23 protein-coding genes are annotated in these 23247 nt (G+C 67.7%); 9 read left to right on the plus strand and 14 right to left on the minus strand.

The window, feature by feature from the left end; genetic code table 11:
* The first annotated feature begins 53 nt into the window (after positions 1 to 53).
* Both BLS11_RS09785 and BLS11_RS09790 read left to right on the plus strand, forming a co-directional pair.
* Positions 54 to 734, plus strand: a complete 681-nt coding sequence (locus tag BLS11_RS09785) for a potassium channel family protein (RefSeq protein ID WP_092536652.1) — start codon at positions 54 to 56, stop codon at positions 732 to 734.
* Positions 734 to 2395, plus strand: a complete 1662-nt coding sequence (locus tag BLS11_RS09790) for a TrkH family potassium uptake protein (protein ID WP_092536655.1) — start codon at positions 734 to 736, stop codon at positions 2393 to 2395. The genes BLS11_RS09785 and BLS11_RS09790 overlap by 1 nt, the downstream gene beginning before the upstream one ends.
* A gap of 27 nt (positions 2396 to 2422) precedes the next feature.
* Here BLS11_RS09790 and BLS11_RS09795 read toward each other — a convergent pair whose 3' ends face one another.
* From BLS11_RS09795 to BLS11_RS09805, 3 genes are all read right to left on the minus strand, one after another.
* Entirely contained in the window at positions 2423 to 4024 is a 1602-nt protein-coding gene (locus tag BLS11_RS09795; protein ID WP_092536658.1) for a TrkH family potassium uptake protein, read from the minus strand.
* Between the two features lie 78 nt (positions 4025 to 4102).
* Entirely contained in the window at positions 4103 to 5440 is a 1338-nt protein-coding gene (gene trkA / locus BLS11_RS09800; protein WP_092537250.1) for a Trk system potassium transporter TrkA, read from the minus strand.
* A gap of 87 nt (positions 5441 to 5527) precedes the next feature.
* Positions 5528 to 6061, minus strand: a complete 534-nt coding sequence (locus BLS11_RS09805; protein ID WP_092536661.1) for a type II toxin-antitoxin system RatA family toxin — start codon at positions 6059 to 6061, stop codon at positions 5528 to 5530.
* Between the two features lie 111 nt (positions 6062 to 6172).
* Between BLS11_RS09805 and BLS11_RS09810 the strand changes: the two genes are divergently transcribed.
* Positions 6173 to 7096: a DUF7551 domain-containing protein gene (locus BLS11_RS09810; RefSeq protein ID WP_092536664.1), complete on the plus strand. Its 924-nt coding sequence runs from the start codon at positions 6173 to 6175 to the stop codon at positions 7094 to 7096.
* Positions 7097 to 7203: 107 nt separating this feature from the next.
* Positions 7204 to 8001 (plus strand): FAD-dependent oxidoreductase, encoded by a 798-nt coding sequence (locus BLS11_RS09815; protein ID WP_092536667.1) that lies wholly within the window; start codon positions 7204 to 7206, stop codon positions 7999 to 8001.
* Between the two features lie 24 nt (positions 8002 to 8025).
* On the opposite strand, the gene BLS11_RS09820 is transcribed toward BLS11_RS09815, so the two are convergent.
* Complete coding sequence (locus tag BLS11_RS09820; protein WP_092536670.1) at positions 8026 to 9255, minus strand: outer membrane protein assembly factor BamB family protein; 1230 nt, start codon at positions 9253 to 9255, stop codon at positions 8026 to 8028.
* Between the two features lie 95 nt (positions 9256 to 9350).
* Between BLS11_RS09820 and coaBC the strand changes: the two genes are divergently transcribed.
* Entirely contained in the window at positions 9351 to 10505 is a 1155-nt protein-coding gene (gene coaBC / locus BLS11_RS09825) for a bifunctional phosphopantothenoylcysteine decarboxylase/phosphopantothenate--cysteine ligase CoaBC (RefSeq protein ID WP_092536673.1), read from the plus strand.
* 30 nt (positions 10506 to 10535) lie between these two features.
* On the opposite strand, the gene BLS11_RS09830 is transcribed toward coaBC, so the two are convergent.
* The 10 genes from BLS11_RS09830 to BLS11_RS09875 all read right to left on the minus strand — a co-directional run bounded on the left by BLS11_RS09830 (position 10536) and on the right by BLS11_RS09875 (position 19266).
* Positions 10536 to 12323 carry a Na(+)/H(+) antiporter subunit D gene (locus tag BLS11_RS09830; RefSeq protein ID WP_175454423.1) on the minus strand — a complete coding sequence of 596 codons (1788 nt, stop codon included), beginning with the start codon at positions 12321 to 12323 and terminating at the stop codon, positions 10536 to 10538.
* On the minus strand, positions 12323 to 14122 hold the full coding sequence (locus BLS11_RS09835; protein WP_092536676.1) for a cation:proton antiporter: 1800 nt from the start codon (positions 14120 to 14122) through the stop codon (positions 12323 to 12325). The genes BLS11_RS09830 and BLS11_RS09835 overlap by 1 nt, the downstream gene beginning before the upstream one ends.
* Entirely contained in the window at positions 14119 to 15624 is a 1506-nt protein-coding gene (locus BLS11_RS09840; protein ID WP_092536679.1) for a monovalent cation/H+ antiporter subunit D family protein, read from the minus strand. Before BLS11_RS09840 ends, BLS11_RS09835 begins: the two co-directional genes overlap by 4 nt.
* Positions 15617 to 15979, minus strand: coding sequence for a cation:proton antiporter subunit C (locus tag BLS11_RS09845; protein ID WP_092536682.1), 363 nt, complete (start codon positions 15977 to 15979; stop codon positions 15617 to 15619). Before BLS11_RS09845 ends, BLS11_RS09840 begins: the two co-directional genes overlap by 8 nt.
* Before the next feature lie 2 nt (positions 15980 to 15981).
* The gene (locus BLS11_RS09850; protein ID WP_092536685.1) at positions 15982 to 16473 is read right to left on the minus strand and encodes an MnhB domain-containing protein; all 492 of its coding nucleotides are present in this window, start codon (positions 16471 to 16473) and stop codon (positions 15982 to 15984) included.
* Positions 16470 to 17012 carry a DUF4040 domain-containing protein gene (locus BLS11_RS09855; protein WP_092537254.1) on the minus strand — a complete coding sequence of 181 codons (543 nt, stop codon included), beginning with the start codon at positions 17010 to 17012 and terminating at the stop codon, positions 16470 to 16472. Before BLS11_RS09855 ends, BLS11_RS09850 begins: the two co-directional genes overlap by 4 nt.
* Positions 17009 to 17323, minus strand: a complete 315-nt coding sequence (gene mnhG, locus BLS11_RS09860; RefSeq protein ID WP_092536688.1) for a monovalent cation/H(+) antiporter subunit G — start codon at positions 17321 to 17323, stop codon at positions 17009 to 17011. Before mnhG ends, BLS11_RS09855 begins: the two co-directional genes overlap by 4 nt.
* 1 nt (position 17324) lies before the next feature.
* On the minus strand, positions 17325 to 17609 hold the full coding sequence (locus tag BLS11_RS09865; RefSeq protein WP_092536691.1) for a cation:proton antiporter: 285 nt from the start codon (positions 17607 to 17609) through the stop codon (positions 17325 to 17327).
* Entirely contained in the window at positions 17609 to 18691 is a 1083-nt protein-coding gene (locus BLS11_RS09870) for a monovalent cation/H+ antiporter subunit E (protein WP_092536694.1), read from the minus strand. Before BLS11_RS09870 ends, BLS11_RS09865 begins: the two co-directional genes overlap by 1 nt.
* Before the next feature lie 248 nt (positions 18692 to 18939).
* Positions 18940 to 19266 carry a DUF7322 domain-containing protein gene (locus BLS11_RS09875; RefSeq protein WP_092536697.1) on the minus strand — a complete coding sequence of 109 codons (327 nt, stop codon included), beginning with the start codon at positions 19264 to 19266 and terminating at the stop codon, positions 18940 to 18942.
* Between the two features lie 207 nt (positions 19267 to 19473).
* Between BLS11_RS09875 and BLS11_RS09880 the strand changes: the two genes are divergently transcribed.
* From BLS11_RS09880 to BLS11_RS09895, 4 genes are all read left to right on the plus strand, one after another.
* Positions 19474 to 19815: an ArsR/SmtB family transcription factor gene (locus tag BLS11_RS09880; RefSeq protein ID WP_092536700.1), complete on the plus strand. Its 342-nt coding sequence runs from the start codon at positions 19474 to 19476 to the stop codon at positions 19813 to 19815.
* 286 nt (positions 19816 to 20101) lie between these two features.
* Positions 20102 to 20500: a hypothetical protein gene (locus tag BLS11_RS09885; protein WP_092536703.1), complete on the plus strand. Its 399-nt coding sequence runs from the start codon at positions 20102 to 20104 to the stop codon at positions 20498 to 20500.
* Between the two features lie 133 nt (positions 20501 to 20633).
* Positions 20634 to 21200, plus strand: a complete 567-nt coding sequence (hpt, locus tag BLS11_RS09890; RefSeq protein WP_092536706.1) for a hypoxanthine/guanine phosphoribosyltransferase — start codon at positions 20634 to 20636, stop codon at positions 21198 to 21200.
* A 127-nt stretch (positions 21201 to 21327) separates the two neighbouring features.
* Positions 21328 to 23184 carry an ABC transporter substrate-binding protein gene (locus tag BLS11_RS09895; protein WP_092536710.1) on the plus strand — a complete coding sequence of 619 codons (1857 nt, stop codon included), beginning with the start codon at positions 21328 to 21330 and terminating at the stop codon, positions 23182 to 23184.
* The last annotated feature ends 63 nt before the right edge of the window (positions 23185 to 23247 follow it).

Raw genomic sequence — 23247 nt, forward strand, 5'->3', positions numbered from 1 at the left:
GGCGGAACGGTACGTTTTCAACGCGCCGCCCCGAGCGAATCGTACGAGTCGCTATGTATCTCATCATCGTCGGAGCGGGCAACATCGGCTCTCCGCTCATCGAAATCGCCACGCAGGGCGGTAACGAAGTCGTCGTCGTGGAGAACGACGAGGAGAAAGCCGAGGAAGCCGCCTCGGAGTACGACTGTCTCGTTCTCAACGACGACGCGACGGAGAAGGAGACGCTCGTCGACGCGGGGGCCGACCGGGCCGACGCCCTCATCACGACGACGGACAAAGACGCGACGAACATCATGGTCTGTCTCCTCTCGCGGGAGTTGGAGATTCCCGACGTGGTGTCGGTCGTCCACAACGCCGAGCACATGGACATCTACAGTCGCATCGGCGTGAACACGATGGAGAACCCCCAGCGCCTCATCGCCGAGTATCTCTACCGGGCGGTCAAGCGCCCCTCCATCGTCGATTACATGCGCATCGGCGAGGAGGCGGAGGTGTTCGAGATTCGCGTCAACGAGGACGCGCCCATCGCCGGACGGACGCTCGAAGAGGCCGCCTCCAACGGTCTGCTCGGCGGCGACGTTCTCATCGTCGCCATCGAACGCGACGGCACGGGCGACCCCATCACCCCCCGCGGCGAGACCGTTATCGAGGGCGGTGACCTTCTCACCGTCTACTCCGCCACCGGCGCGACGGCCGAGGTGACGGACGTGTTCGGCCACTTCGAGGACCACTGATGTCGCAGTCCCGACGCCGCACCGTCGCGGGGTGGCCGGCGGACCTCGCCACCATCGCCCGCGACGTCGGGTCGCTGTTGGCGATGCAGGCGACGATGATGGCGGCGACGGTTATCGTAGCGCTCGCCTTCCGCGAGTGGTACCCGGCCGTTTCGTTCCTCATCTCGGCGGCCGTCACCGCCGTCGTCGGACTCGGGGCGCGCCGGGCGTTCGCGGAGGCCCCCAACCCGCGGATGAAACACGGCATGATAATCGCCGCCAGCGGATGGCTGATGACGGCGCTGTTCGGGTCGCTGCCGTTCCTGCTGACGGCGCACCTCACGCCGCCGGAGGTGGCTTCGACGTACGTGCCCTCGGGCGTCGAGTACGCGGAGTCGAGTATCGTCTACTTCACGAACCCGCTTCACGCCCTCTTCGAGAGCATGAGCGGGTGGACCGGGAGCGGACTGACGATGGCGGTCCACGAACCGTCGCTGCCGCGGACCATCCAGTGGTGGCGGTCGTTCATCCAGTGGGTCGGCGGCGTGGGCGTCATCGTCCTCACGACGGCCATCCTCGCGCGGCCCGGGAGCGGGAGTTACACGCTCTATCGCTCGGAGGCCCGCGAGGAGCGGATTCACCCGAGCATCATCTCCACCGTCCGCGAGGTGTGGAAGATATTCCTCCTCTACACGCTGCTCTCCATCGCGGCGCTGTTCGTCGCCATCCGCCTCTCGGAGTACGGCGCGACGCTCCCCCTCTGGGAGGCGGCGTGGCAGGCGCTCAACCACGCCATGACGGGCCTCTCGACGGGCGGGTTCTCGGTTACGGACAACTCCATCGCAACCTACGACTCCCCGCTCATCGAAACCGTCCTCCTGCCCATCATGACGCTCGGCGCTATCGCGTTCCCCATCCACTACGCGGTTCTCCGGGACCACGACTACGGCCAACTCGTCTCGGACTTACAGACGCGGTGGCTGTTCGTCGGCTTCGCACTCGGCGTCGTCATCCTCTCGTTGCAGAACGTCACCTCGGTCGGCGAACAAGTAGACGCGTTCACCGGCACGAAGAACTGGTTCGGGGTCGCGCCCCTGCTTGGGTTCCCGACGGCCGACGCCCTCCGGGACTCGGTGTTCCAGTTCATCAGCGCGCTCACCTGCACCGGCTTCCAGTCCGCGCCCATCGGACGGTGGGCCCCGGGCGGGAAACTCATCGTCTCGGTCGCGATGGTCATCGGCGGTGCGGCCGGTTCGACCGTCGGCGGCATCAAGATAGTCCGCGCGTACACCATCGGCCGCGGCATCAAGTGGCAGTTCTCCCGTGTGTTCCTCCCCGAGAGCGCCGTCGTCAGCATCAGGATGAACGGCCGGCGACTCGACCGCTCGGATATGGATCGCGAGTTCAGCGAGGCGGCCATCGTCTCGCTGCTTTGGATCGGCCTGCTGATCGTCTCCAGTCTCGTCCTCGTCAATCTCACCCCCTCTGACTTCACGTACGCCGACGTGCTGTTCGAGGTGGCGTCGGCGCAAGGAAACGTCGGCCTCTCCTCGGGTATCACCGGTCCCGGGATGCATCCCCTCGGCGAGGCGATGTTCCTGCTCAACATGTGGATCGGCCGGCTGGAGATTATCCCGGTCCTCGTGTTCCTGCGCTCGGCGCTGTACGGCCTCGAACCGTAGCGAACTTCGAAATCCCCGCTTTTGCGGCTACCGCCGCCAGTACTCCGGCGTCAGGAGGACGAGGACCGGCAGGATCTCCAACCGTCCGATCCACATCAAGGCGACCATGAACAGTTTCGCGGCGTTCGAGAAGCCGAGGTAACTCCCCATCGGGCCGACGACGCCGAAGCCCGGACCGACGTTTCCGAGCGTCGCCGCGACGGCGCTCATCGTCTCGAGGACCGAGAGCGGTTGGCCGTACCGTGTCGCCTCCAAGAACAGCAGTCCGACGGAGACGAAGAATATGACGAAGTACAGCAGGGTGAACGCGTAGATGCCGCGGATGGTGCGTTCGTCCAGCACCTGCCCGGCCAGACGGACGGGGCGAACCGCCTCGGGGTGCGCCGTGGTGAACAGTTCCCGGCGGACGGACTTGACGATGACGTACCAGCGGACGATTTTCACCGACCCGCCGGTCGAACCCGCCGACCCGCCGATGAACATCGCAAAGAGGAGGAGGTACTGCGCGGCCGGTCCCCACGTGTTGAAGTCCGTGCTCGCGTACCCCGTCGTCGTCACGATGGAGACGACCTGAAAGGCCGCGTGCCGGACCGCAGGTTCGACGTTCCCGATGATCGTCTGCCGAACGCCCTCCAGGTACGCCGCGTCGAACGTCTCGCCCGCGGGCACGACGGAGACGATGCTCCCGGTGAAAAGGAGGATCGAGACGACCGCCGTGAAGGCGGCCATGATGCCGACGTAGAAGCGAAACTCCGAGTCCTCGCCGATTCGCCCCGGATTGCCGGTGAGCGCGTGCCAGAACAGCGCGAAGTTGGTGCCGGCGGCGATCATGAAGGGGATGATTATCCACTGGGCCGCCGCCGAGAGCGCTTCGATGCTGCGGGCCTCCGGCGAGAACCCGCCCGTCGGCATCGTCGTGAACGCGTGGGCGACGCTGTTGTAGAACGTCAACTGCGGGTCGATGCCGAGGAGATACAGCGAGTACAGCAAGATGATCTCGAGGACGGTGAAGCCGAGGTACGCTCCCCAGAGGGCGCGGGCCGTCTCGGCGATGCGCGGCGAGAGCTTCTCGATACCCGGGCCGGGGGCTTCGGCGTCCATCAACTGCGCGCCGCCGACGGACAGTTCCGGTAGGATGGCGACGGCGAGGACGACGATACCCATCCCGCCGAGCCACTGGGTCAGCTGTCGCCACATCATCACGCCGCGGGTGTGCGCGTCGAAGGAGATCTCGCCGAGGACCGTCGCTCCGGTGGTGGTGAACCCGCTCATCGTCTCGAACAGCGCGTTCACGGGGTTGCCGAGCGTCGATTCGGGGTTGATGGGCGGGAACACCGGCGGCAGGCCGTGGGCCTCCACGAGGTACGGGACGGAGCCGACGAGCGTCACCGCCAACCACGTCACCGCGACCATCAGGAACCCCTCCCGCGCCCTGAGGTCCGGGTCGGGGTCGAGTCGTTCCAGTCCCGCGCCCACCGCGACGGTGACCGCGATGGTCACGACGAACGGGAGCACCGTCTCCTCGTAGACGAGAGCGACGACGAGGGGGAGACAGAGCGGGACGGCGAGATACTTGAGAACGGTCCCGACGAGGCTGAGACTGGCTCTGTAATCGACACGTAGTTTCATCAGATAGTCACCGAAGGTGCCTTCGGGTTACTCGCACCGCCTGCGGCTTTAGTGTACGGAATTCCGGGCGGCGAATGGTTACAGTTTCGGCGCGATGGCGTCCACCACTTCGGTGGCGGCGAAGAGGACGACGTGGTCGCCGGGTTCGACGACGGTGTCCCCGCGCGGGGTGATGAACTCGCCGCGTCGGGTTATCGCGCCGATGACGACGCTGTCGGGGAGTTCCGCGACCGACTCCTTGATCGCTCGCCCCGCGAGGATGCTCTGTTCGTCCACCTCGATTTCGAGCACCTCGGCCTTGTTCGACTCGATGAGCGCGACGTTCTCCGCGCCGCCCTCGCGGGTGAACCGCGTTATCTCCTCGGCGACGACTTCGCGCGGACTGACGCCGATATCGACGCCGACGGCCTCGAAGAGGTCCACGTACTCGGTGGTGTCGATGACGGCGACGGTCCGTTCGACGCCGAGGCGACCGGCCAGAAGCGACACGAGGAGGTTCTTCTCGTCGGAGTCCAACGCCGCCACGAGTAGGTCGGCGTCGCCGACGTGCTCCCGTTCGAGGAAGTCCATGTCCGTCGCGTCGCTCTCCATGACGACGGTCCCGGGGAGGTCCTCGGCGAGTTTGCGCGCGCGCAGGTCGTCGCGTTCGATGAGGCGGGGGTTGAAGCCGCGCTCTTCGAGGAGGCGGGCGACGTGGTAGCCGATTTCGGACCCGCCGACGATGACCACCTCCTCGGCGGTGCCGGGCGACTCGTCCGGCGCGACCGACCGGGCGAACTCCTGTACGCTCGGCGGCGTCCCGATGACGACGACGCGGTCGCCGGCCCGGATGACCGTCTCGCCGTGCGGAATCTCGACGCTCCCCTCCCGGAGGATGGCGGCGAACGTGAGTTCGTCGAAGCGGTCGGCCTCGCGGATGGTGACGTTCGAGACGGGGCTGTCCTCGTCCACCTCGAACTCGGCCATCTGGACGCGCCCGCCCGCGAAGGGGTCGACGTCGCGCGCGGCGGGGAGGCCGACGACGCGGACGATGGACTCGGCGGCCAGCAGGTTCGTACACACCATGAAGTCGATGCCGAACGCCTTCTTCGAGCGTTGCCACGTCCGCAGGTACTCCGTGTTCTTCACCCGAGCGATGGTGAACGCGTCGCTGATGGCCTTCACGGTCGAACAGACGACGATGTTCGTCTCGTCGTCGTCGGTCGACGCGATGACCATGTCCGCGTTCTCGACGCCCGCATCTTCGAGCGTCGAGACGGCCGTCCCGTCGCCGGTCACGGCGAGGACGTCCAGCGTGTAGTTCAGATCCTCCGTTCTGTCGGGGTCGCTGTCGACGACGACCACCTCGTGCGTCTCGTCGAGGTCCGCGGCGATACTCGACCCGACTTGGCCGGCACCGACGATGACTACCCGCACGAGAGACACCTCAGGTCGTGCATACGGTTCATGGTTCCGAGAGGGTGACTGATGTGCGTTTCTGTTCGCTGAGCGGTCGTTCGCGGCTCATACGTCCTGTCGTTCGACCGTCAACTGGACCGGTCGCCGTCGGCCTTCGAGGTCCTCGACGACGCGTTCGAGTATCTCCTCGGCCTCGGACTCTATCTTCGGCGACACCTTGTCTATGACCCACCCGAGGGAGACGAATCGCGGCAGGTCGACGTTCCCCTCGGCGCTCCGGGGGTCGTAGCTCACCTCGAAGTAGACCCGGCAGGCCGTCTCCGCGTCCTCCGGGGCGTCGGCCGGCAGTTCGTCCAACGGTTCGACGCGCCACCGACCCCGCGCGCGGAAGTTCTTCACTATCTTCCACTCGACCCGTTCGGGCGGGTCGAGCTCCGTCACCTCCGAGACGACGGTGTAGTCGAGCTTCCACCACGAGAACGTCAGGGCGTACCGGGTTCCCGCCGACCCGTCCCCGCGCCGCGTCTCCACGCGTTCGAGGTGTTCCGAGTAGTTCGCGTACCGCGGGAAATCGACGACGAACTCGTACGCCTCCTCGGGGGGTACGTAGACGACGGTGCTGACGACAATTTCGTCCACGACCCGCCGTTCGGCCCACGAAACCAAAGACCTGTGGGGCAGACAGTTCTATCGTCTGACGTATCCGAAGATACGAAAGTATTTGGCAGAGACGTACAGAGGTGGCGGCATATGGTCGGCGGAACGCTCCAAGACATTCGCGAGCACGTCGAGACGTTATCCGTCGAAGACGGTCCGTACGCGGTTGTATGCGGTCGAACAGGGCGAGAGCCGGTGCCGGCGGCGGGCGTACGCTTCGACGACAGAGAGAGCGCCGCGGAAGCGGCGGAGGCGGCGTCCGAGTACCGGTCGGTTCTCCGGCGGTACGACCCGCAGGTGCAGTATCTCGAACCGTTGGTTCACGAGGTGTCCGACGGGCCGGTCGGCCCCCTCGCCTCGGAACCCGAAGACGTGCGCGTGCGCTACCTCTCGTTCTGTCACGACGTCGCCGGAGCGGTGTTCGAGGCGCTATCGACGACGGGCCACCGCGAGGTGGAGTCCGCGACGATGGAGACGTATCTCACCCTCGCGGAGGTCGTGTCGGACCGCGACGATTTCTGTCTCACAATGCTGTGGAGCATGATGAGCGAACTCGACGTGCGCCTCGGCCCGCGCCGACAGGCGACGGTGGTCCGCGCCGCCGCCGAGAACCTCTCGGCGGCCCACGGGCCCCGGTCCGGCGACGCTCCCGAGGCGGTCGAGTCGCCCGCCGTCGAGTCGGCGGCGAACTCCCCCGTCGAAGCCACGATGCGCCGCCTCTCCTCGTCGTCGTTCGTCGGTGACTACCGCGTCGTCGCCTGCCCCGACGACGACGCGTGGGAGGTTTCGTTCGGCGACTACGCGCTCGCGGAGCGAACCGGGCGACTCCCCACGTTGCCGCTCGCGGTCGACCTCGTTCGCCGCGTCCCCGACCGCACCGTCCGCTTCACCGACGCGACGGCACTCTCCGACTGCCGGTGGCGCGTCCGCGTCGAGATGGACCGCGGTCCCGAGGGCCTCACCAGCCTCACCGCCTCCGACGACGGGTCCCTCAACGACCCCGACTACCGCCTGTAACGGCCGGCCGTCCGCCGACACCCCGTCCGACCCGCCGTCCCGCCGGTCGCCGCGCGCCGCCGGACGCCGACCGACGAACTGATGCTGTCTTCTGAGGTACACGACCCATGGACGAACACGGAGGCGACGGAACGGACGTCATCGTCGTCGGCGGCGGCGTCGCGGGACTGACCGCGGCGACGTTCACCGCCCGGGCGGGACTGGAGACGCTCGTCGTCACGACGGGCGAGAGCATCCTCGCGCGGAACGCGCACTTGGAGAACGTCCCGGGCTTTCCCGCGGGCGTCAACTCCCGGCTCTTCTTGGAGATGCTGACCGACCAAGCCGAACGCAACGGCGTCGAGATTCGGCGAGGGCGAGTGACCGCGGTCGAATTCGCCGACGGCGAGGAGGCTGTTCGCTTCCGCGTCCGCGCCGAGGCGGGCGACGAGGACGTTCGTCTCGGCGCGCGCTTCGTCGTCGCCGCCTCGTGGTCGGACGCCGACTACCTCGACGGACTCGGCGTGGAGATACGCGACGCGGGGAGCAAACGCTACGTGGAGACGGACGACGACGGCCGGACGAACGTCGAGGGCGTCTACGCCGCCGGCCGCCTCTCGGAGACGTACCACCAGACCGTCGTCGCCGCCGGCAACGGCGCGGAGGTGGGTCTGACCCTCGTCCACGACTCCGACGCCGCGTACTACCACGACTGGGTGACGCCGGAAGGGTACTTCACCGACCGCGGGCGGGAGGTGCCGCCCGGGTGCGAGGAGATAGACGCCGAGGAACGCGCCCGCCGCGAGACGGAGTCCCGCGAGGTGATGCGCGAGTACTTCGCGGACCCGCACCCCGAACCCCAACGAACGCATCCGAGTCTCGTCGAGGACGAACTCGGGCGACTGGACGAGAGCGCGGACGACTGAGCGCGGCGACCGAACGCGGACGGCTCACTCGAACGCGACGAGGTTCCCGAGCGTCGTGGCGGCGTAGACGCGCTCTCCCGCCGGGACGACGGACGTAACGTCCCCGTCGACGGTTCTGCGCCACTGCGTCTCGCCCGTAGCGGCATCGAGGGCGCGAATCGGGTTCGCCGACGCCTTCGAGAACCCCGCCACGAGGCAGGTATCTCCCGCGACGACGACGGACCCGCTGAAATCGTCTGTGATGCCGATGTCGTCGCGTTCCCACGCCGTCTCGCCGGTGGCCGTCTCGACGGCGACGACGCGCCCCTCCTCGCTCGCGGCGTCGAACCGAACCGAGACGGCCAGCGACTCCTCCTCGGCGACGGCGAGTCCGACGACTGCCCCGGACGCCGACGCGCGCCACTCGACGCTCCCGTCGCGGGCGATGGCCAGAAGCGGTCGCGTACGGCCCGAGTCGCCCCGCCGGTCCCCATCGCCGACGAGAATCGGGCCGTCGGTCACGACGGGCCACGTCCCCGGCCCGGGCGAGGACTGTTCCCACGCCGGCGACGGTCCGCCGCCGAACAGTGCGCCGAACGGGGAGGGGCGCGAGAGGGCGTACGTCGGCCCGGGAGAGCAGACGTACACCCGTTCGCCGGCCACGGCGGGGTAGAACCCGCCCATGCCACCACGGCCGAACGTCCAGCGGTGCGTCCCGCCGCCGGCATCGAAGGCGGCGACGCCGTCGTGGGTGCCGCAGAGCACTCCGTCGTCGGTGACGACGAGGCCGTACACCCTGCCGGCGGCGCCGTCCGGAACGCCGGGGCGGCGCGTCTCCCAGCGCAGACTTCCGTCCGGGTCGAACGCCCGAACCGCGGCGCCGTCGGCGGTGTACAGCGAATCCTCGCCGACCGCCGCGACGCGGGTGGCTCCATCGCCCGGCGTCTGTCCCGCGCCGCCGGTCGTTCGTCTCGTCTCGCCGGTCTCCGAGTCGAGAATCGTCGTCTCCGTCGGTCTGACCGCGTAGACGTTTCCGCGGGCGACGAGTACCGATTCGACGCGCCCGTCCGAACCGAACGACCGCGTCCACGCGACGGCGGGGTCGGTCGGGGGTGTCGCGTCGGGCGCATACGCCGCGTTTCGGGCGTCGCGGCGGGCGGTCCGCCACTCGCCGGGCGGCGTCTCCGGGGCGTCGAACGCGCGGGCGACACAGCCGGATAGCGCGCCGAGACAGAGTGCGCCGCCGGCGCGGAGTACGTCGCGTCTGGAGGGCATCGAGTCAGTCTGACGGACGGTTCGGTATCAGTCTTCCCGTCTCCGTCGGGGGGGATGACGAGTCCTTTTACCCCCGCGCGGCGAACCGCACGACCATGCTCGAAGGCGTCAACGTCGCGTTGGGGGTGTCGGGAAGCATCGCCGCCGTGAAGGTGGTCGAACTGGCCCACGAACTGCGGCGGCGCGGGGCGTCCGTCCGGGGCGTGATGACCGAGAGCGCGCAGGGGATAATCCACCCGTGGGCCGTCGAGTTCGCCACCGACGACGACGTTGTCACCGAACTCACCGGCCGCGTCGAACACGTCGAACTCTGCGGGCGCGAGGGGTGGGCGGACGTCCTCTTGTTAGCCCCGGCGACGGCGAACACCGTCGGCAAGATAGCCGCGGCGGTGGACGACACGCCGGTGACCACCTGCGCGACGACGGCACTCGGCGCGGGCGTCCCCGTCGTCGTCGCCCCCGCGATGCACGAACCGATGTACGACCACCCCGGCGTCCTGCAGGCCATCGGCCGCGTCGAGTCGTGGGGCGTCGAGTTCGTCGACCCGAGAATCGAGGAGGGGAAGGCGAAGATAGCCGCCGAGGAGGCCATCGTCACCGGCGTCGCCCGCGCGACGACGGAGCCGACCCTCGACGGGAAAGACGTCGTCGTCACCTCCGGCGCGACGGCCGAACCCATCGACCCAGTGCGAGTCCTGACGAACCGCGCCTCGGGGCGGACCGGACGCGCCGTCGCGCGCGCCTGCGCGATTCGCGGCGCGGACGTGACTCTCGTCCACGACGGCGGCGACGTCCACTACGCCGACGCCGTCTCCGTCGAGACGAGCGCCGATATGTTAGATGCGGTTCTGGACGCCGCCGAGGACGCAGACGCCCTCGTCTCCGCGGCGGCCATCTCCGACTACACCGTCGAGGCGTCGGAGCAGAAACTCCGCTCCGGCGAACCCCGGACGCTGGACCTGGAACCGACGCCGAAACTCATCGACGCGGTGCGGGAGGAACGCCCCGAGATGCCCATCGCCGGCTTCAAGGCCGAAACGTCGGGCGACGACGAGTCGATGGTCGAGGCGGCGCGCGAGACGGCGGAGCGTGCGGGCCTTTCGTTCGTCGTCGCCAACGACGCCAGCGTGATGGGGAAAGAAGAGACGCGGACGCTGTTCGTCCGGTCTGACTCGACGAGCGAGTTCGCGGGCTCGAAGGACGAACTCGGCGCTCGCGTCGCCGAGGAGTTGGCCGGTGAACTGGCCTAGATCGAAGAAAGAGATTCTACGCGGTGCGGTTCAGCCGAGGAGGCCGACGAGCGCCGCGGCCAACACCAACACGACGAGCAGGATGCTCGTGGCGATGGTCGCCCGGAGGGAACCGGGGCCGATGTCGTCGGCGCCGTCGCGGGAGAACGCCGAGGCGGTGCGCCGGAGCACCGGGTAGGGGTTCGACACCGCGCCGGCGACGGCGTAGGACCCGCCCGCGACGACGCGGTCCACGGCGGCGAAGAGGTCGGTGACGCCGCGGACGAGCGTCCGCGTGCCGTAGAACGCCGCCGGGTTCAGAAGCGAGTCCACGTCCGGCACCGCGCCGCCTATCTTCGAGAGCGGCTTCTTCAGGAGGGCGAAGCCGACGACGCCGAGGAGGGCGAGGACGAGGCCCTCGCCGATGTGACCCGGCGTGAACGGGTGCGCATCGTGGGCGTCGCCGGGGAGGATGGTGAACAGGGCGTCGGGGTAGAGCCCGAAGAGGACGCAGAGGCCCGCGACGCCCAGCATCGCGACGACCTGTCCGTTCGCGGCGCGTTCGACGGTGGTCCAGTTGCGCTCGGTGCCGCGGAAGAACGCGTAGTAGCCGAACTTGATGAACGACATGAACGTGCCGACGCCCGCCGCGAGCAGGATGTAGTAGACGCCGTCTAAGTGCTCGTCGTGGGCGGCGGCGGTTATCATCCCCTTGCTGACGAAGCCGTTGAAGCCGGGGAAGCCGCTGATGGAGAGGGCGGCGATGGTGAACGCGAGTGCGGTCAGCGGAAGCGCACTGCGGAGGCCGCCGAGGTACTTCAGGTTCTCCTCGTCTACGCGCGCGACGACGACGCCCGCCGTCATGAACAGAAGCGCCTTGTAGAGGATGTGGTTGAATACGTGGGCGAACGCGCCGGCGGTGGCGAGTGCGGTGCCGATGCCGACGCCGGCGACCATGTACCCCACCTGCGATTGGATGTGGTACGCGAGGAGTCGCCGCATGTCGTTCTGAAGCAGGGCGTAGATGACGCCGACCATCGCCATCGCCGCGCCCATGTAGGCGATGAGCAGGTGGCCGTCGGGGAACGCCCGCGCCATCCCGTAGACGCCCGTCTTCGTCGTGTAGACGGAGAGGAAGACGCTGGCGGCGACGTGCGGTCGCGGGTAGGTGTCGGGGAGCCACGTGTGCAGGCCGACGAAGCCGACGTTGACGCCGATACCGACCGCCGCGAGTGCCGCGGGGATGCCGGGGACGATGCCCTCCGCCGCCGAGAAGAGGAACGACCCGACTTCGACGTACTGCCAGACGATGGCGGCCATGAACAGGCTGCCGCCGAGGGCGTGGTAGATGGCGTAGCGGAAGCCCGCGCGGACCGCTTCGCCGCCGTAGTCCCACACCAACAGGGTGCTGGTGACGGCCATCAGTTCCCAGAAGAATATCATCGTCAGCCAGTCGCCCGCGAAGACGGCTCCGAGACTCGTGCCGACGTAGCCGAGGGCGTACGCGGTCTGGGTGTTACTCGCCGCAGAGGAGTACGAGTAGAGGACGGCGGCGCAGGCGATGAGGCCGAAGATGATGCCCATCAGCCGGGAGAACGCGTCCACGTTGAACAGCACGGCGTCGAAGCCGAGGAACGTCACCGGCAGGTACGTCCCCGCCGGGACGACGTACGACCAGACGGCGACGCTGCCGGTGGCGACGACGCCGAGTCCGTGGCCGAGTCGCCGCGAGAGCACCGGCATCAGGAGCGCAACCGCGAGCACGACGAACGCCGGCGGAAGCATCCTCAACACGGGCCAGGACACGGACGGGGACGCCGATGCGGATTCGACCAGCATCAGAACGTCACCCCCGTTGCGCCGGCGACGACGCGTTCGATGAGCGCGAGGAACACCATCGCGTACGGCGCGATGCCGAGCGCAATCGCGCCCGCCGCGGCGGTGGTTATCGGCCCGAGCATGAACCACGTGCTCTCCTTCCCGAGTCCGCGGCGCTCCCACCCGCCTTCCGGCGGGCCGCCGTGGTGGTGGTCGTCGTGTGCGCCGTGGGCCTCCTCGGTCGCGCCCTGACCGTGTACGTCCGGGTCGTCGGCGTCGTCGCGGACGTGGTCGCTCGGGTAGCGGTCGACGGCGTACTGCGAGTCGTCAGCGTCGTCCGTCGTCCCCTTCGGCTTCCCGCCGTCGGAGCGACGCTCCGACGAGGCTCGCCTCGCGTCGCTCGGCTCACCGCCGTCCGCCTTGGCGGCCGACGGCGACCCCGCGTGCGAGTGCCCGCCGAACGGCGACTCTATCACGGGTTTGGCGTCGGCGTCGTCGGGCGTCTGGAAGAACGCCTGATAGACGATGGGCCAGAAGTACGCGATGTTCAGTAGGCCCGACAGCAGGAGCACGAACGCGAACACGACGTGTCCGGCGTCGATGCTTCCGATGAGGAGGTACCACTTGCTGACGAACCCCGAAACCAGCGGCAGGCCGGCCATCCCGAGGCTGGCCACCGCGAAGGCGGCCATCGTCACCGGCATGCGCCGTCCGATGCCCGCCATGTCGCTGATGTCGTCGGTGTGCGTCTCGACGTGGATGGCTCCCGCACAGAAGAACAGGGTGAGCTTCATGAACGCGTGGGCGGGGATGTGGAGCAGTCCGCCGATAAGCGCCGCGGGCTTGAGCAGTCCCAACCCGAGGACGATGTACGACAGTTGACTCACCGTCGAGTACGCGAGGCGGCGCTTCAGGTTGTCCTGTCGGAGCGCCATGATACTCGCGGTCAGGATGGTGAACGCCGCGACGGCCGCAAGGGGCAGGCCGACGCCGAGGTCAGACACCGTCTGCGGGCCGTACACGTCGAGGACGACCCGAGAGATGCCGAAGACGCCGCTCTTGACGACGGCCACCGCGTGGAGCAGGCCCGAGACGGGCGTCGGCGCGACCATCGCGTCCGGGAGCCACGAGTGGACGGGCATGAGCGCGGCTTTCACGCCGAACCCGGCCGTCAGAAGCGCGAACGCGGTGCGGGCGACCACCGGGTCGGCGTTCGCGAGCGCGGCGATGCCGCCCGACGCGAAGTCCACCGTGCCGGTGGACCAGAAGACGAGCGCCGTCCCCGCGAGGACGGCGACGCCGCCGCCGAACGTGTACAGGAGGTACTTCCGGCCGGCGCGGCGCGCCTCCTCGGTCTGGTCGTGGGTGACGAGCGGGTACGTCGCCACCGTCAGCAGTTCGTAGAACACGTAGAGGACGACGAGGTTCGACGCGAACGCGATGCCGACGGCGGCGCTGACGCTGCCGGCGAAGGCGGCGAAGTAGCGCGTCTGGGCGTGTTCGTCCAGTCCGCGCATGTAGCCGACGCTGTAGAAACTGGTGATTATCCAGAGGAAACTCGCAAGCAGCGCGAAGATAGTTCCCAGCGGGTCCGCCCGGAGGACGAACTCCACGCCGGGGACGAACGTCCCGAGGTCGGTGACGTACACCGTGCCGTCGAGGACGCCCGGCACCATGCTGGCGACGAGGGCGAACGTCGAGAGCGCCGAGGCGACGGTGAAGCCCTCGCGGACGTTCGGTCTGCGGCGCGATGCGACGATTGCGACGATGCCGACGGCGGCGGCCAACACCGCGGCCATCGGTCTCAGTGACTCAGTCATGCGAAGTACACCTCCAACACCGGTCGGAAGATATCGACGAGGTCCGAGGCGACGAACCCGAGCAGAACGGCGGTCACGGCCGCCGCGACGACGACGACGCGCATCCCGAGGGAGACGGGCGGACGACCGACTGCTCCGGGTCCACCGTCCGCGACCGTCTGGGCCGCGTCGGCGTCCGCCGCGTGCTCGGACACGTCGGCGAAGTAGATTCGCTCGATGAACCGCGCGAAGTACGCGAGCGTCATGAGCGTGCTCACGACGACGACGGCGGCGACTATCCACTCGCCCGCCGTCACCGCGCCGAGGACGATGTTCCACTTGCCCGCGAAGCCGACGGCCGGCGGGATGCCGACCATCGAGAACGCGAGGACGGCGAACGCGGCGCTTGCGACCGGCGCGCGGTCCGCGAGTCCGGCGAAGTCGTCGAGCGTTCGCGCGCCCGTGCCCGCCGCGATGACGCCCACCGTGAGGAACAGGCCGCCCTTCATGACGGCGTGTCCGACGAGGTGGATGAGCGCGCCGAAGACGGCGGTTTCGTTCGCGATGGCGATACCGGCGACGACGAGGCCGAACTGCGACACCGACGAGTACGCCAGCATCCGCTTGGGCTCGGACTGCATCACCGCGAGCGCCGACCCCGCGACGACGCTGATCGCCGCGAGGAGGACGAGGATGTCGCGCGCGGCGGGGACCGCCGCGAAGAACTCCAGCGTGAACACCGCGTAGACGATGCGGAACAGCGCGTACGCGGCGACGGTGGAGACGAGCGCCGAGATGTACGCGCTGACCGTGTCGGGCGACTCCGCGTACGCCCCCGGCTGCCACGTGTGAAGGGGGAACAGCGCCACCTTCACCAACAGCCCGGTCACTATCAGGCCGAACCCGGTCAACACGAGCGGCGACGCGTACCCGACTGTCGGGAGCGTCTCGGCCAAGTCGGCCATGTTCAGCGTCCCCGTGGCGACGTACAGGTAGCCGACGCCGAGCAGGTACAGCGACGCGCCGATGGTGCCGACGAACAGGTACTTCAGGCTCGCCACCGCCGCCCGCGCCGACCGACCGCTGGCGACGAGGGCGTAGGTGGCCAGCCCCGTGATTTCGATGAAGACGTACAGGTTGAACACGTCGCCGGTGGCGACGACGCCGGAGACGCCCGCCGTGAGCAACAGCAGTTCGCTGTAGAACGCGTTCGAGTGCGGCCCGGCGCGGCGCGCGTAGGCGACGACGCCGAGGGTCACCGCCGCGATGAGGACTAAGAGCGTCGCGGAGACGCCGTCCCCGATTAGTTCGATACCCATCGGCGGCTGGAAGTTGCCGACTTCGTAGCTGAACCGCCCGCCCGTCAGGACGCGCCGCGCGACGACGAGCGACAGGCCGAGTTGGACGACGGCGGTGACGGCGGCGACGGCCCACCCCGCGCGCTCGGAGAACGCGCCGAACGCTATCGGCAGCAGGGCCGCGACTATCGGCGCGACGACGAGGAAGACGAGCGCGTCAGTCATTCAGCCGCACCTCCTTGATGACCTCTTCGTCCAGCGTGCCGTACTCCTCGTAGATTCGCACGATGAGCGCGAGCGCAACCGCCGTCAGGCTCACGCCGACGACGATGGCGGTGAGGATGAGGACGTGCGGGAGCGGACTCGCGTAGGGGCCGTGACCGCCGCCGTGAACGACCGGCGGGGCCGCCCCGTCCACGTAGCCCGTCGTGACGAAAAACAGGAAGATGCCGACTTGGAAGATGTTCATTCCGATGACCTTCTTCACGAGGTTGGTGCTCTCGATGACGCCGTACAGGCCGATACCGACCAAGGCGACGAACGCCAGGTAGTTGTAGTGGGTGACGAAGACGTCGAGCACGCTCACGCCTCCTCACCCCCGTCGGTTTCGGCGGCCTCGTCGTCGAACCCGGAGGCGTCGAACCCCGCCGCGAGGCTCAAGAACAGCGCCACGATGACGCCCGAGACGACGGCTCCGATGCCGAGTTCCACCAGTTCGATGCCGTACTTGACGCCGTGGTGGATTTCGTAGGCGGCGTAATCGAGGAACGCGCCGCCGGAGACGACGGCGCCGATGCCGATGAGGGCGAACGCGCCGCCGCCGCCCGCGACGATGGACCGCATGAACCCGTCGCTGAGCCACCCGCGAGTCGGTTCGATGCCGAACGCGAACGCGAGCATGAGGATTCCCGACGCGACTATCGCGCCGCCTTGGAACCCGCCGCCCGCCGACTCCGCGCCGTGGAACATGACGTACAGCCCGAACGTGAAGACGAACGGGACGATGACGCGGACGGTGGTCATGATGACTGTACTCTCGACGTACGTTCCGCGTTGTAGCTCTGCGTCGCTCATACGAACGCCTCCTGTCGAAGCACGACGAGAACGGCGACGCCCGCGGCGATGACGACCGTCGCCTCGCCGAGGGTGTCGAACCCGCGGTAGGCCGCCAACACCGCCGTGACGACGTTCTCGACCCCGGTTTCGGGGTAGGCGTTTTCGAGGTAGTACGCCGTGATTTCGGAGGTGGCGACCGGCGACTCGGGGTCGCCGATGCGCGGGAGCGAACCGACCGTACTGAACAGGACGGCCATCAGCGCGGTGACGAGGGCCGCCGAGCGCCATCCGATGCGCTCGAAGAGCCTGTCGCCGCCGGGTCGAACCGTCCGCGCGATGGTGAGGAGGAAAAGCACCGTCGTCACGCCCGCGCCGACCGCGGCTTCGGTCAGCGCCACGTCCGGCGCGCTCAGGAGCGCCCAGACGATGGCGACGCCGAGGCTGAATCCGGCGAAGACGATGATGGCCCCGAGCACGTCGCGGAGGAACGTCGCCGCGAGCGCGGCGGCGACGACGAACGTGAGCAACGCGGCGTAGATAGGGAGTTGCACGGTCAGTTCTCCCCCTCCTCGGGCGTCCACGGTTCGATACCTTGGTCGTGGGCCGCCCGAGCGATGGCGTGGGCGGCCGTCGGGTTCGTGATGAACATGAAAAGCAGCAGGAACACGGTCTTGACCGCGGTGAAGTCGGCTCCGAAGACGAGCGCGACTCCGCCGAGGGTGAGCATCGACCCGAGCGTGTCGCTCTTCGATGTCGCGTGCGCGCGGGTGTAGAGGTCGGGCAGTCGGATGATGCCCACCGCGGCGACGAACCCGAAGAACAGCCCCGCGGCGACGAAGGCCACGACGGCGTAATCGACGAGCGCCATCTCAGATGACACCCCCGCGTTCGACGGTGAACTTCGAGATGGCGATGCTCATCAGGAAGTTCAACAGCGCGTAGACGAGCGCGATGTCGAGGTAGCCGGGTCGGTCGAGCGCGGCGGCGACGAGGGCCAACACGACCACCGTGTTCGTGCCGATGGCGTTGACCGCGATGACGCGGTCCTGCATCGTCGGGCCGCGAACCACGCGGTACAGAAGCACCAACGCCAGCGCGACGAAGGCGGCGGCGACGCCGAGCAACACGGCGTCGACCGGGAGAGACTGCACCATCAGTCGGACGACTCACCCCGTTCGTCCTCGTCTGCGATGCTTCCGCGCTCCGTCGGCGTCGGGATGCGCGCGGCGCCTCGCCCGTAGAAGAGGAAGCGCACGGCGCGCTCTAACGCCCCCTCCGCGAGGTCGTCTCGGGACCCGGCGTCGAGCGAGTGGACGAGGAGACCGTCGCGGCCGACGTCCACGGTGAGCGTCCCCGGCGTGAGGGTGATGCTGTTGGCCAGCGTCGTCACCGGGAGGTCCCCCGAGACGGCCGCCCGGAAGCGGGACATCCCGGGGTCGATGGGGAGACTCGGGTGGAGGATGAGGTACGCGACCGACAGGTTCGCCTTCGCTATCTCCCACAACAGGTACGGAACGTAGAGGCACGCTCGAGCCAGTCTCACCGGCGTCTTGCGGAGCGTCGGCGACTCCACGAGCGCGACGCGAGAGAAGAACAGGGCGGCGAGGGCGGCCGTCAGCGCCCCCGTCAGGAGGTCGAACGACGCGAACGTCCCCCCGACGAGGAGGTAGAAGACGTACGCCGCGCCGAACGTGGCGGCGGCCTTCGACAGCGATGCGCGTGCGAGAAGCCGTCCGCGCCGGGTCCGGCGTTCGACCGGCGCCTCTTCGACGGCGAGGTCGGTCCGCGCGAGTTCGGTCTCGAACGGCTGAAGCATCGGCGCGCTCCCGCCCGGTTGGTACTCGGGGTCGACGATGACGCGGTCGAGGCCGTTCTCGTGAGCGTACTCGACGAGTACGTCCGCGAAGTCGCCGGGGCTGAACAGGTAGCGGTCCTGCCCGACGACGGCCGTCTCGACGAGGACGGGCACGTCCTCGTCCGGTCGGCCGTCCTCGTCGTAGTCGAGGTCCGTCTCGGCCCACACGCGGGCGCGGTCGAGGAGCTCCTCGGCTCTCGCGGCCGACGGCTCCTCTTGGTCGATGAGTTGCCAGCGCGCCGGGTAGACGAAGTGAACGGTCGCCTGCTCCCCGGTCTCCTCCGCGACGGAACGAGCCTCGCGGACGGCGTAGGCGACGGTGTTGCGGAACGTCATCGACTCGCCGGCCGGAACGAGGATTCGGGGACTGGCGTCGGACATCAGCCGCCCCCACCCCCCCTCGGTACCGCCACTCTTCGGTCGTCCTCTCTCCTCATGATTACGTTGAGGTTACCGAGGCCGAGCAAAACGTTTTCCGCTATTCGGTGAGACTCCGGAGAACCGATATCTGCCGTTTTAAAGCGATGTACGCCCCGTTCGACGCTCCTCCGTCGTCCGTCGAACGCGTCCGCCGCGTCGGGGCCGAGAGTCGCCGCGCACCGCCTCGAATCGACGCGTTCGGCGGTCGTTCACTCGGACTCTCCGTCGGGAAGACGGTAGACGCCGTACACCGCCAACATGACACCGGCGGCGACCAACTTGCCGCCGGTCCCCCAGTTCGTGCGGAAGTATATCAACATGGCACCGAGGCTGAGAAGCAACAGGACCGCGTTCCACAGAATCACGTGCAAGAGAAACAGCGACGCGAGCTCCGAGTCGGTCGCGTCGCCGGCGGCGGAGTCCAGAGACGGCGCGTCCACGGAGGGCGCCTCCACGGACGGAATCTCGACTCTCGGCCCCTCGGTTCCGGGCGGGTACGGATTGTCCGGGTCGTCGGACGCGTCGTCGTCGAACATCGCCGCTTGTCGGTGCGTGGGTACGCCCGCGTAACTCGTTTGCGGTTACCGGGCGACACGACGTCGCGGGTGGCGGGCGTCTCCGCGCCCTCCGAGTCGCGACGCCGGCCCGATACCTCGGCGAACTGCCATCGCTCGGCGCGCGTACCAGTCTCTTCTTTGACAGTCAGAGAAATTGATTTATGCCCCCCGTCTCCCCGTACACTCATGGGTGAGGAGAGCGGGGACGTGGGAATCCTCGACGCGTTGGGTGACGAAGAGGCGAGACGACTACTCGCATCGGTGAACGAACGGCCGCGGTCCGCCAAGGACCTCGCGACGGAACACGACCTGTCGTTGCCGACGGTCTACCGTCGTCTCGATCTTCTGATAGACAACGGACTCGTCTCCTCGCAGATGTTCGTCACGGATGACGGCGCCCACTACAAGGTGTACGAGGCGTCGTTTCGGCGGGCGGTCGTCGATTTGGACGACGGCGAGTACGGGGTTCACCTCGGCGGGGACGGGACGTGCGCCGAACCGGTGGACGCAGATTCGGGAGACGGCTGAAACGGCCCTCGAACCGGGGTACGCGCGCGAACGCGCAGTTTCGCCGCTCGCACACGCCGCGACGGTATTCTACTCGGGGTAGAACGCGAAGAGAGGATTCGAGCGCTCTCGCGCCGATATTCGTGACTGTCTGCCGCACTTTTTCTATATTTGAAATCTCACCTTAGGATTTATATAATACTCTGACAATCGGGAGTTGCATGACAGTTCCAGACGTGGATTCGGGGGACGGGACACTCCCGCGTCGGAACACGGAGGGTTGTAGATGATTCACAACCCCGCACGAATGAACAGCGCGAACTGGCCGGGTCCGGATAGGGGCGTCGTCCTCCAGTCGTTGGGGGACGCGGTGGAAGGGTCACTCGACCTCGTCGCCGTCTACGGTGCGACGTCGTTCGACCTCTTTCACGTCGGAGACGAGTTATCGGACTCGTTCGACGACCGCGAAGACCTGATCGGTCGCCTCACGAGTCTCGCCGAAGAGACGCGACGAGACTTCGTACAGCACGGCCTCTTCTCGGGGCTTCGACCGACGCACGAACGCGTCGAGTACAAGACCCGAGAGGTGGACGGAAGAAAACTGCTGCAGGTGTACTGTGGCGGCCGCGGAATGCTCCTGTTCGTCAGTCCCGACGAACCCGAGGAACCCCTCGTCAGAACGGCGATGGGACTGTTGAGCGTCTGAGGCGGACGCGTCGAGGCGAGGCCGGTCCGTTCGACCGCCCTCGGTGAGACACACGCTCCCACGAACCGTGAGGAGCACCCGTACGGAACCGGCGAACCGCCACCTTTTATTTCCGAACCGGTGAACCGACGACATGGACCAGTTGCGGCAGTCGCTCCTCGAAGCGCCGATAATCGAGAAGGGAGACTACGAGTACTTCGTCCACCCCATCAGCGACGGGGTTCCGATGCTCAAACCCGAACTCCTCCGCGAAATCGTCATCAAGATCATCCGGAAGGTCGATCTGGAAGACGTCGACAAGATAGTCACGCCCGCCGCGATGGGCATCCACATCTCGACTGCGGTCTCTCTGATGACCGACATCCCCCTCGTCGTCATCCGAAAGCGGCAGTACGGACTCGCCGGCGAAGTCGAACTCAGTCAGGAGACCGGCTACTCCGAGAGCGAGATGTTCATCAACGACGTGACCGAGGGCGACCGGGTGCTCGTCCTCGACGACGTCCTCTCGACGGGCGGGACGATGTGCGCCGTCCTCGACGCCCTCGAAGGCATCGGCGCGGACGTGGTAGACACCGTCGCCGTCATCAAGAAGGCCGGGCCGAACAAACTCGACGACACGGACCACCACGTCAAGACGCTCATCAACGTCCGCGTCGAGGACGGCGAAGTCGTCATCGTGGACGACGAAGGCGACGACTGAGGGACTCGCCTCGCCGTCTCGACGCGCGGCCCCGTCGGCGAGAAACCGGATTTCGGACCGTTGTTCCGTCCGTTAACGGGTTTTGCTAATCGAAGAGTATTTGTGGAGATAGTCACTTTGCCGTGCTATGCCACCCGGCAACGCGGACGCGACGAGCAACCGGAGACACTGGCTCAAGATGCTGGGCGTCGGCGGCATCGCGAGTCTGGCCGGTTGCGCCGGTGAGGAGGGGGGCGACGCCCCCGACGGGACGGGGACGGACCCCGACGCGTCCGCCGGGCGTTCCGTCGGCGGGACGTACCGCGAAGCCCTCTCGACGGACGCGAAGTCGCTCAACGTCCTCTTTCAGAGCGACGGCGCGTCCGCGAAGTTCGTCGAGGCGACGATGGACACCGCGTACGACTTCAGAAGCGCGGACGAAATCGTCCCCCTGTGGGTCGAATCCTACTCGGAGACGGAGAAGCGCGAGTGGACGTTCACCCTCCGGGACGGACTCCGCTGGAGCGACCCCTACGGCGACCTGACCGCCGAAGACTGGGTCTACACGGCACAGAACGTCTACGGGGCGAAGGCGCCGGGCGAATCCGAGACGAAGGAGAACTGGGCGGGCGCGGTGCAGTACGCAGACTGGAAGGACCTCACCGTGGAGAAACTCGGCAAGCGGACGCTGAGAGTCACCCTCCCGTCGCCGGAACCCGCGTTCCTCGCCTCCACCGCGTTCTGGGGCGGGCGGTGCCTCCCGAAGGGTCTCATCGAGGGGTACGTCGAGGATAGAGACGCCGAGGGATTGAAACGCGACGAGGAACTCAACACCCTCTCGTACACGGGCAACCTCGGCCCCTACGACTTCGAGGAGTGGAAGCGCGAGTCCCGGTTCGTCGCCACGCGCGCGGAGGAGTACTACGTCCGCGACGTGGCGGGAACCGGCGACATCCCCGAGCGATTCGCCGACGCGCCGTACTTCGAGCGGTACGAACTCCGCATTCTCCCCGAGGAGTCTACCCGACTCTCGGCGCTTCGAGAGGGCGAACTCACCTTCTACGACAACGTCCCCGCCCAGAAAGTCGAGCGGTACCGGAAGATGGAGCACCTGAAGTTCCGCTTCCCGCCGAACCCGCTCTGCTCTTCGGTGTACTACAACCAGCGTTCGAACGGGTGGGAGATGCTCCGACGGACGGCCGTCCGCCGCGCGCTATCGACGGCCGTCTCGAAGCGAGTCGTCGCGGAGAACGTCTATCGGGGCTATCCGTCCGTCGCCCAGACGTTCCAACCCGAGTGGTCGCCGTGGTACTCCGCGGACAGAATCGAACCGTTCGGCGTCGGCGAGGGGTACGGCACGGAGACGGCCAGACGGATGCTCTCGGAGGCGCTCTCCGACACCGAGTACGGGTACGACGGCGACGAACTCGTGGACGGGCGGGGCGAACAGGTCGAACTCACGCTCGTCTACCGCGACGGGCGGGAGGCGTACCGGACGACGGCGGAGTTCGTCGCACAGGAGCTTTCGAAGGTGGGCATCGCCGTCGCGCCGACGAACGGCGGCCCGTTCAACACCCTCCAAGGTAAGTACATGCTGAACGAGGCGGGCGACGGGGCGACGAGCTTCAACGCGGGGCCGGACGCCACCTCCGAACGGCCGTGGGACCTCCTCTACGGCGTCACGATAAACACCTACCCCATCAACCCGGACGCGACGAGCGTCATCTGGAACGCGGACGGGGAGTTCAACTTCTCCGGGTACGAACCCGAGGCACCGCTCGCGGACCTGTACGCCGACGCCCGGCGGGAGACGGACGACGCCGCCCGCGCGGAGACGTTCGCCGAGATATTCGGCGCGCTCAACGCGGAACAGCCCGCCAACTTCCTGCACTTCGACGCGTACAAGAACGCGTACCTGAAAGAGTACGTCGGCATGCCCGAGAAGGGCGAGTACGGCTACCTCGACGAGTGGGACGAAGTCACGTGGCACCGCTCCGACCGGTAGCGTCCGCCCGTCCGAACGACACCCCCGAACGACCTGCAATTTAGCCCCCATGACTCACGGAGC

The sequence above is a fragment of the Halopelagius longus genome (genome assembly GCF_900100875.1).
In the GTDB taxonomy this organism is placed as follows: domain Archaea; phylum Halobacteriota; class Halobacteria; order Halobacteriales; family Haloferacaceae; genus Halopelagius; species Halopelagius longus.

Coding starts and splice junctions, on each gene's coding strand:
- BLS11_RS09785 (WP_092536652.1), top strand. CDS start 54: ATGTATCTCATCATCGTCGGAGCGGGCAACATCGGCTCTCCGCTCATC.
- BLS11_RS09790 (WP_092536655.1), top strand. CDS start 734: ATGTCGCAGTCCCGACGCCGCACCGTCGCGGGGTGGCCGGCGGACCTC.
- BLS11_RS09795 (WP_092536658.1), bottom strand. CDS start 4,024: ATGAAACTACGTGTCGATTACAGAGCCAGTCTCAGCCTCGTCGGGACC.
- BLS11_RS09810 (WP_092536664.1), top strand. CDS start 6,173: ATGGTCGGCGGAACGCTCCAAGACATTCGCGAGCACGTCGAGACGTTA.
- BLS11_RS09815 (WP_092536667.1), top strand. CDS start 7,204: ATGGACGAACACGGAGGCGACGGAACGGACGTCATCGTCGTCGGCGGC.
- BLS11_RS09820 (WP_092536670.1), bottom strand. CDS start 9,255: ATGCCCTCCAGACGCGACGTACTCCGCGCCGGCGGCGCACTCTGTCTC.
- coaBC (WP_092536673.1), top strand. CDS start 9,351: ATGCTCGAAGGCGTCAACGTCGCGTTGGGGGTGTCGGGAAGCATCGCC.
- BLS11_RS09830 (WP_175454423.1), bottom strand. CDS start 12,323: ATGCTGGTCGAATCCGCATCGGCGTCCCCGTCCGTGTCCTGGCCCGTG.
- BLS11_RS09835 (WP_092536676.1), bottom strand. CDS start 14,122: ATGACTGAGTCACTGAGACCGATGGCCGCGGTGTTGGCCGCCGCCGTC.
- BLS11_RS09840 (WP_092536679.1), bottom strand. CDS start 15,624: ATGACTGACGCGCTCGTCTTCCTCGTCGTCGCGCCGATAGTCGCGGCC.
- BLS11_RS09850 (WP_092536685.1), bottom strand. CDS start 16,473: ATGAGCGACGCAGAGCTACAACGCGGAACGTACGTCGAGAGTACAGTC.
- mnhG (WP_092536688.1), bottom strand. CDS start 17,323: ATGGCGCTCGTCGATTACGCCGTCGTGGCCTTCGTCGCCGCGGGGCTG.
- BLS11_RS09865 (WP_092536691.1), bottom strand. CDS start 17,609: ATGGTGCAGTCTCTCCCGGTCGACGCCGTGTTGCTCGGCGTCGCCGCC.
- BLS11_RS09870 (WP_092536694.1), bottom strand. CDS start 18,691: ATGTCCGACGCCAGTCCCCGAATCCTCGTTCCGGCCGGCGAGTCGATG.
- BLS11_RS09875 (WP_092536697.1), bottom strand. CDS start 19,266: ATGTTCGACGACGACGCGTCCGACGACCCGGACAATCCGTACCCGCCC.
- BLS11_RS09880 (WP_092536700.1), top strand. CDS start 19,474: ATGGGTGAGGAGAGCGGGGACGTGGGAATCCTCGACGCGTTGGGTGAC.
- BLS11_RS09885 (WP_092536703.1), top strand. CDS start 20,102: ATGAACAGCGCGAACTGGCCGGGTCCGGATAGGGGCGTCGTCCTCCAG.
- hpt (WP_092536706.1), top strand. CDS start 20,634: ATGGACCAGTTGCGGCAGTCGCTCCTCGAAGCGCCGATAATCGAGAAG.
- BLS11_RS09895 (WP_092536710.1), top strand. CDS start 21,328: ATGCCACCCGGCAACGCGGACGCGACGAGCAACCGGAGACACTGGCTC.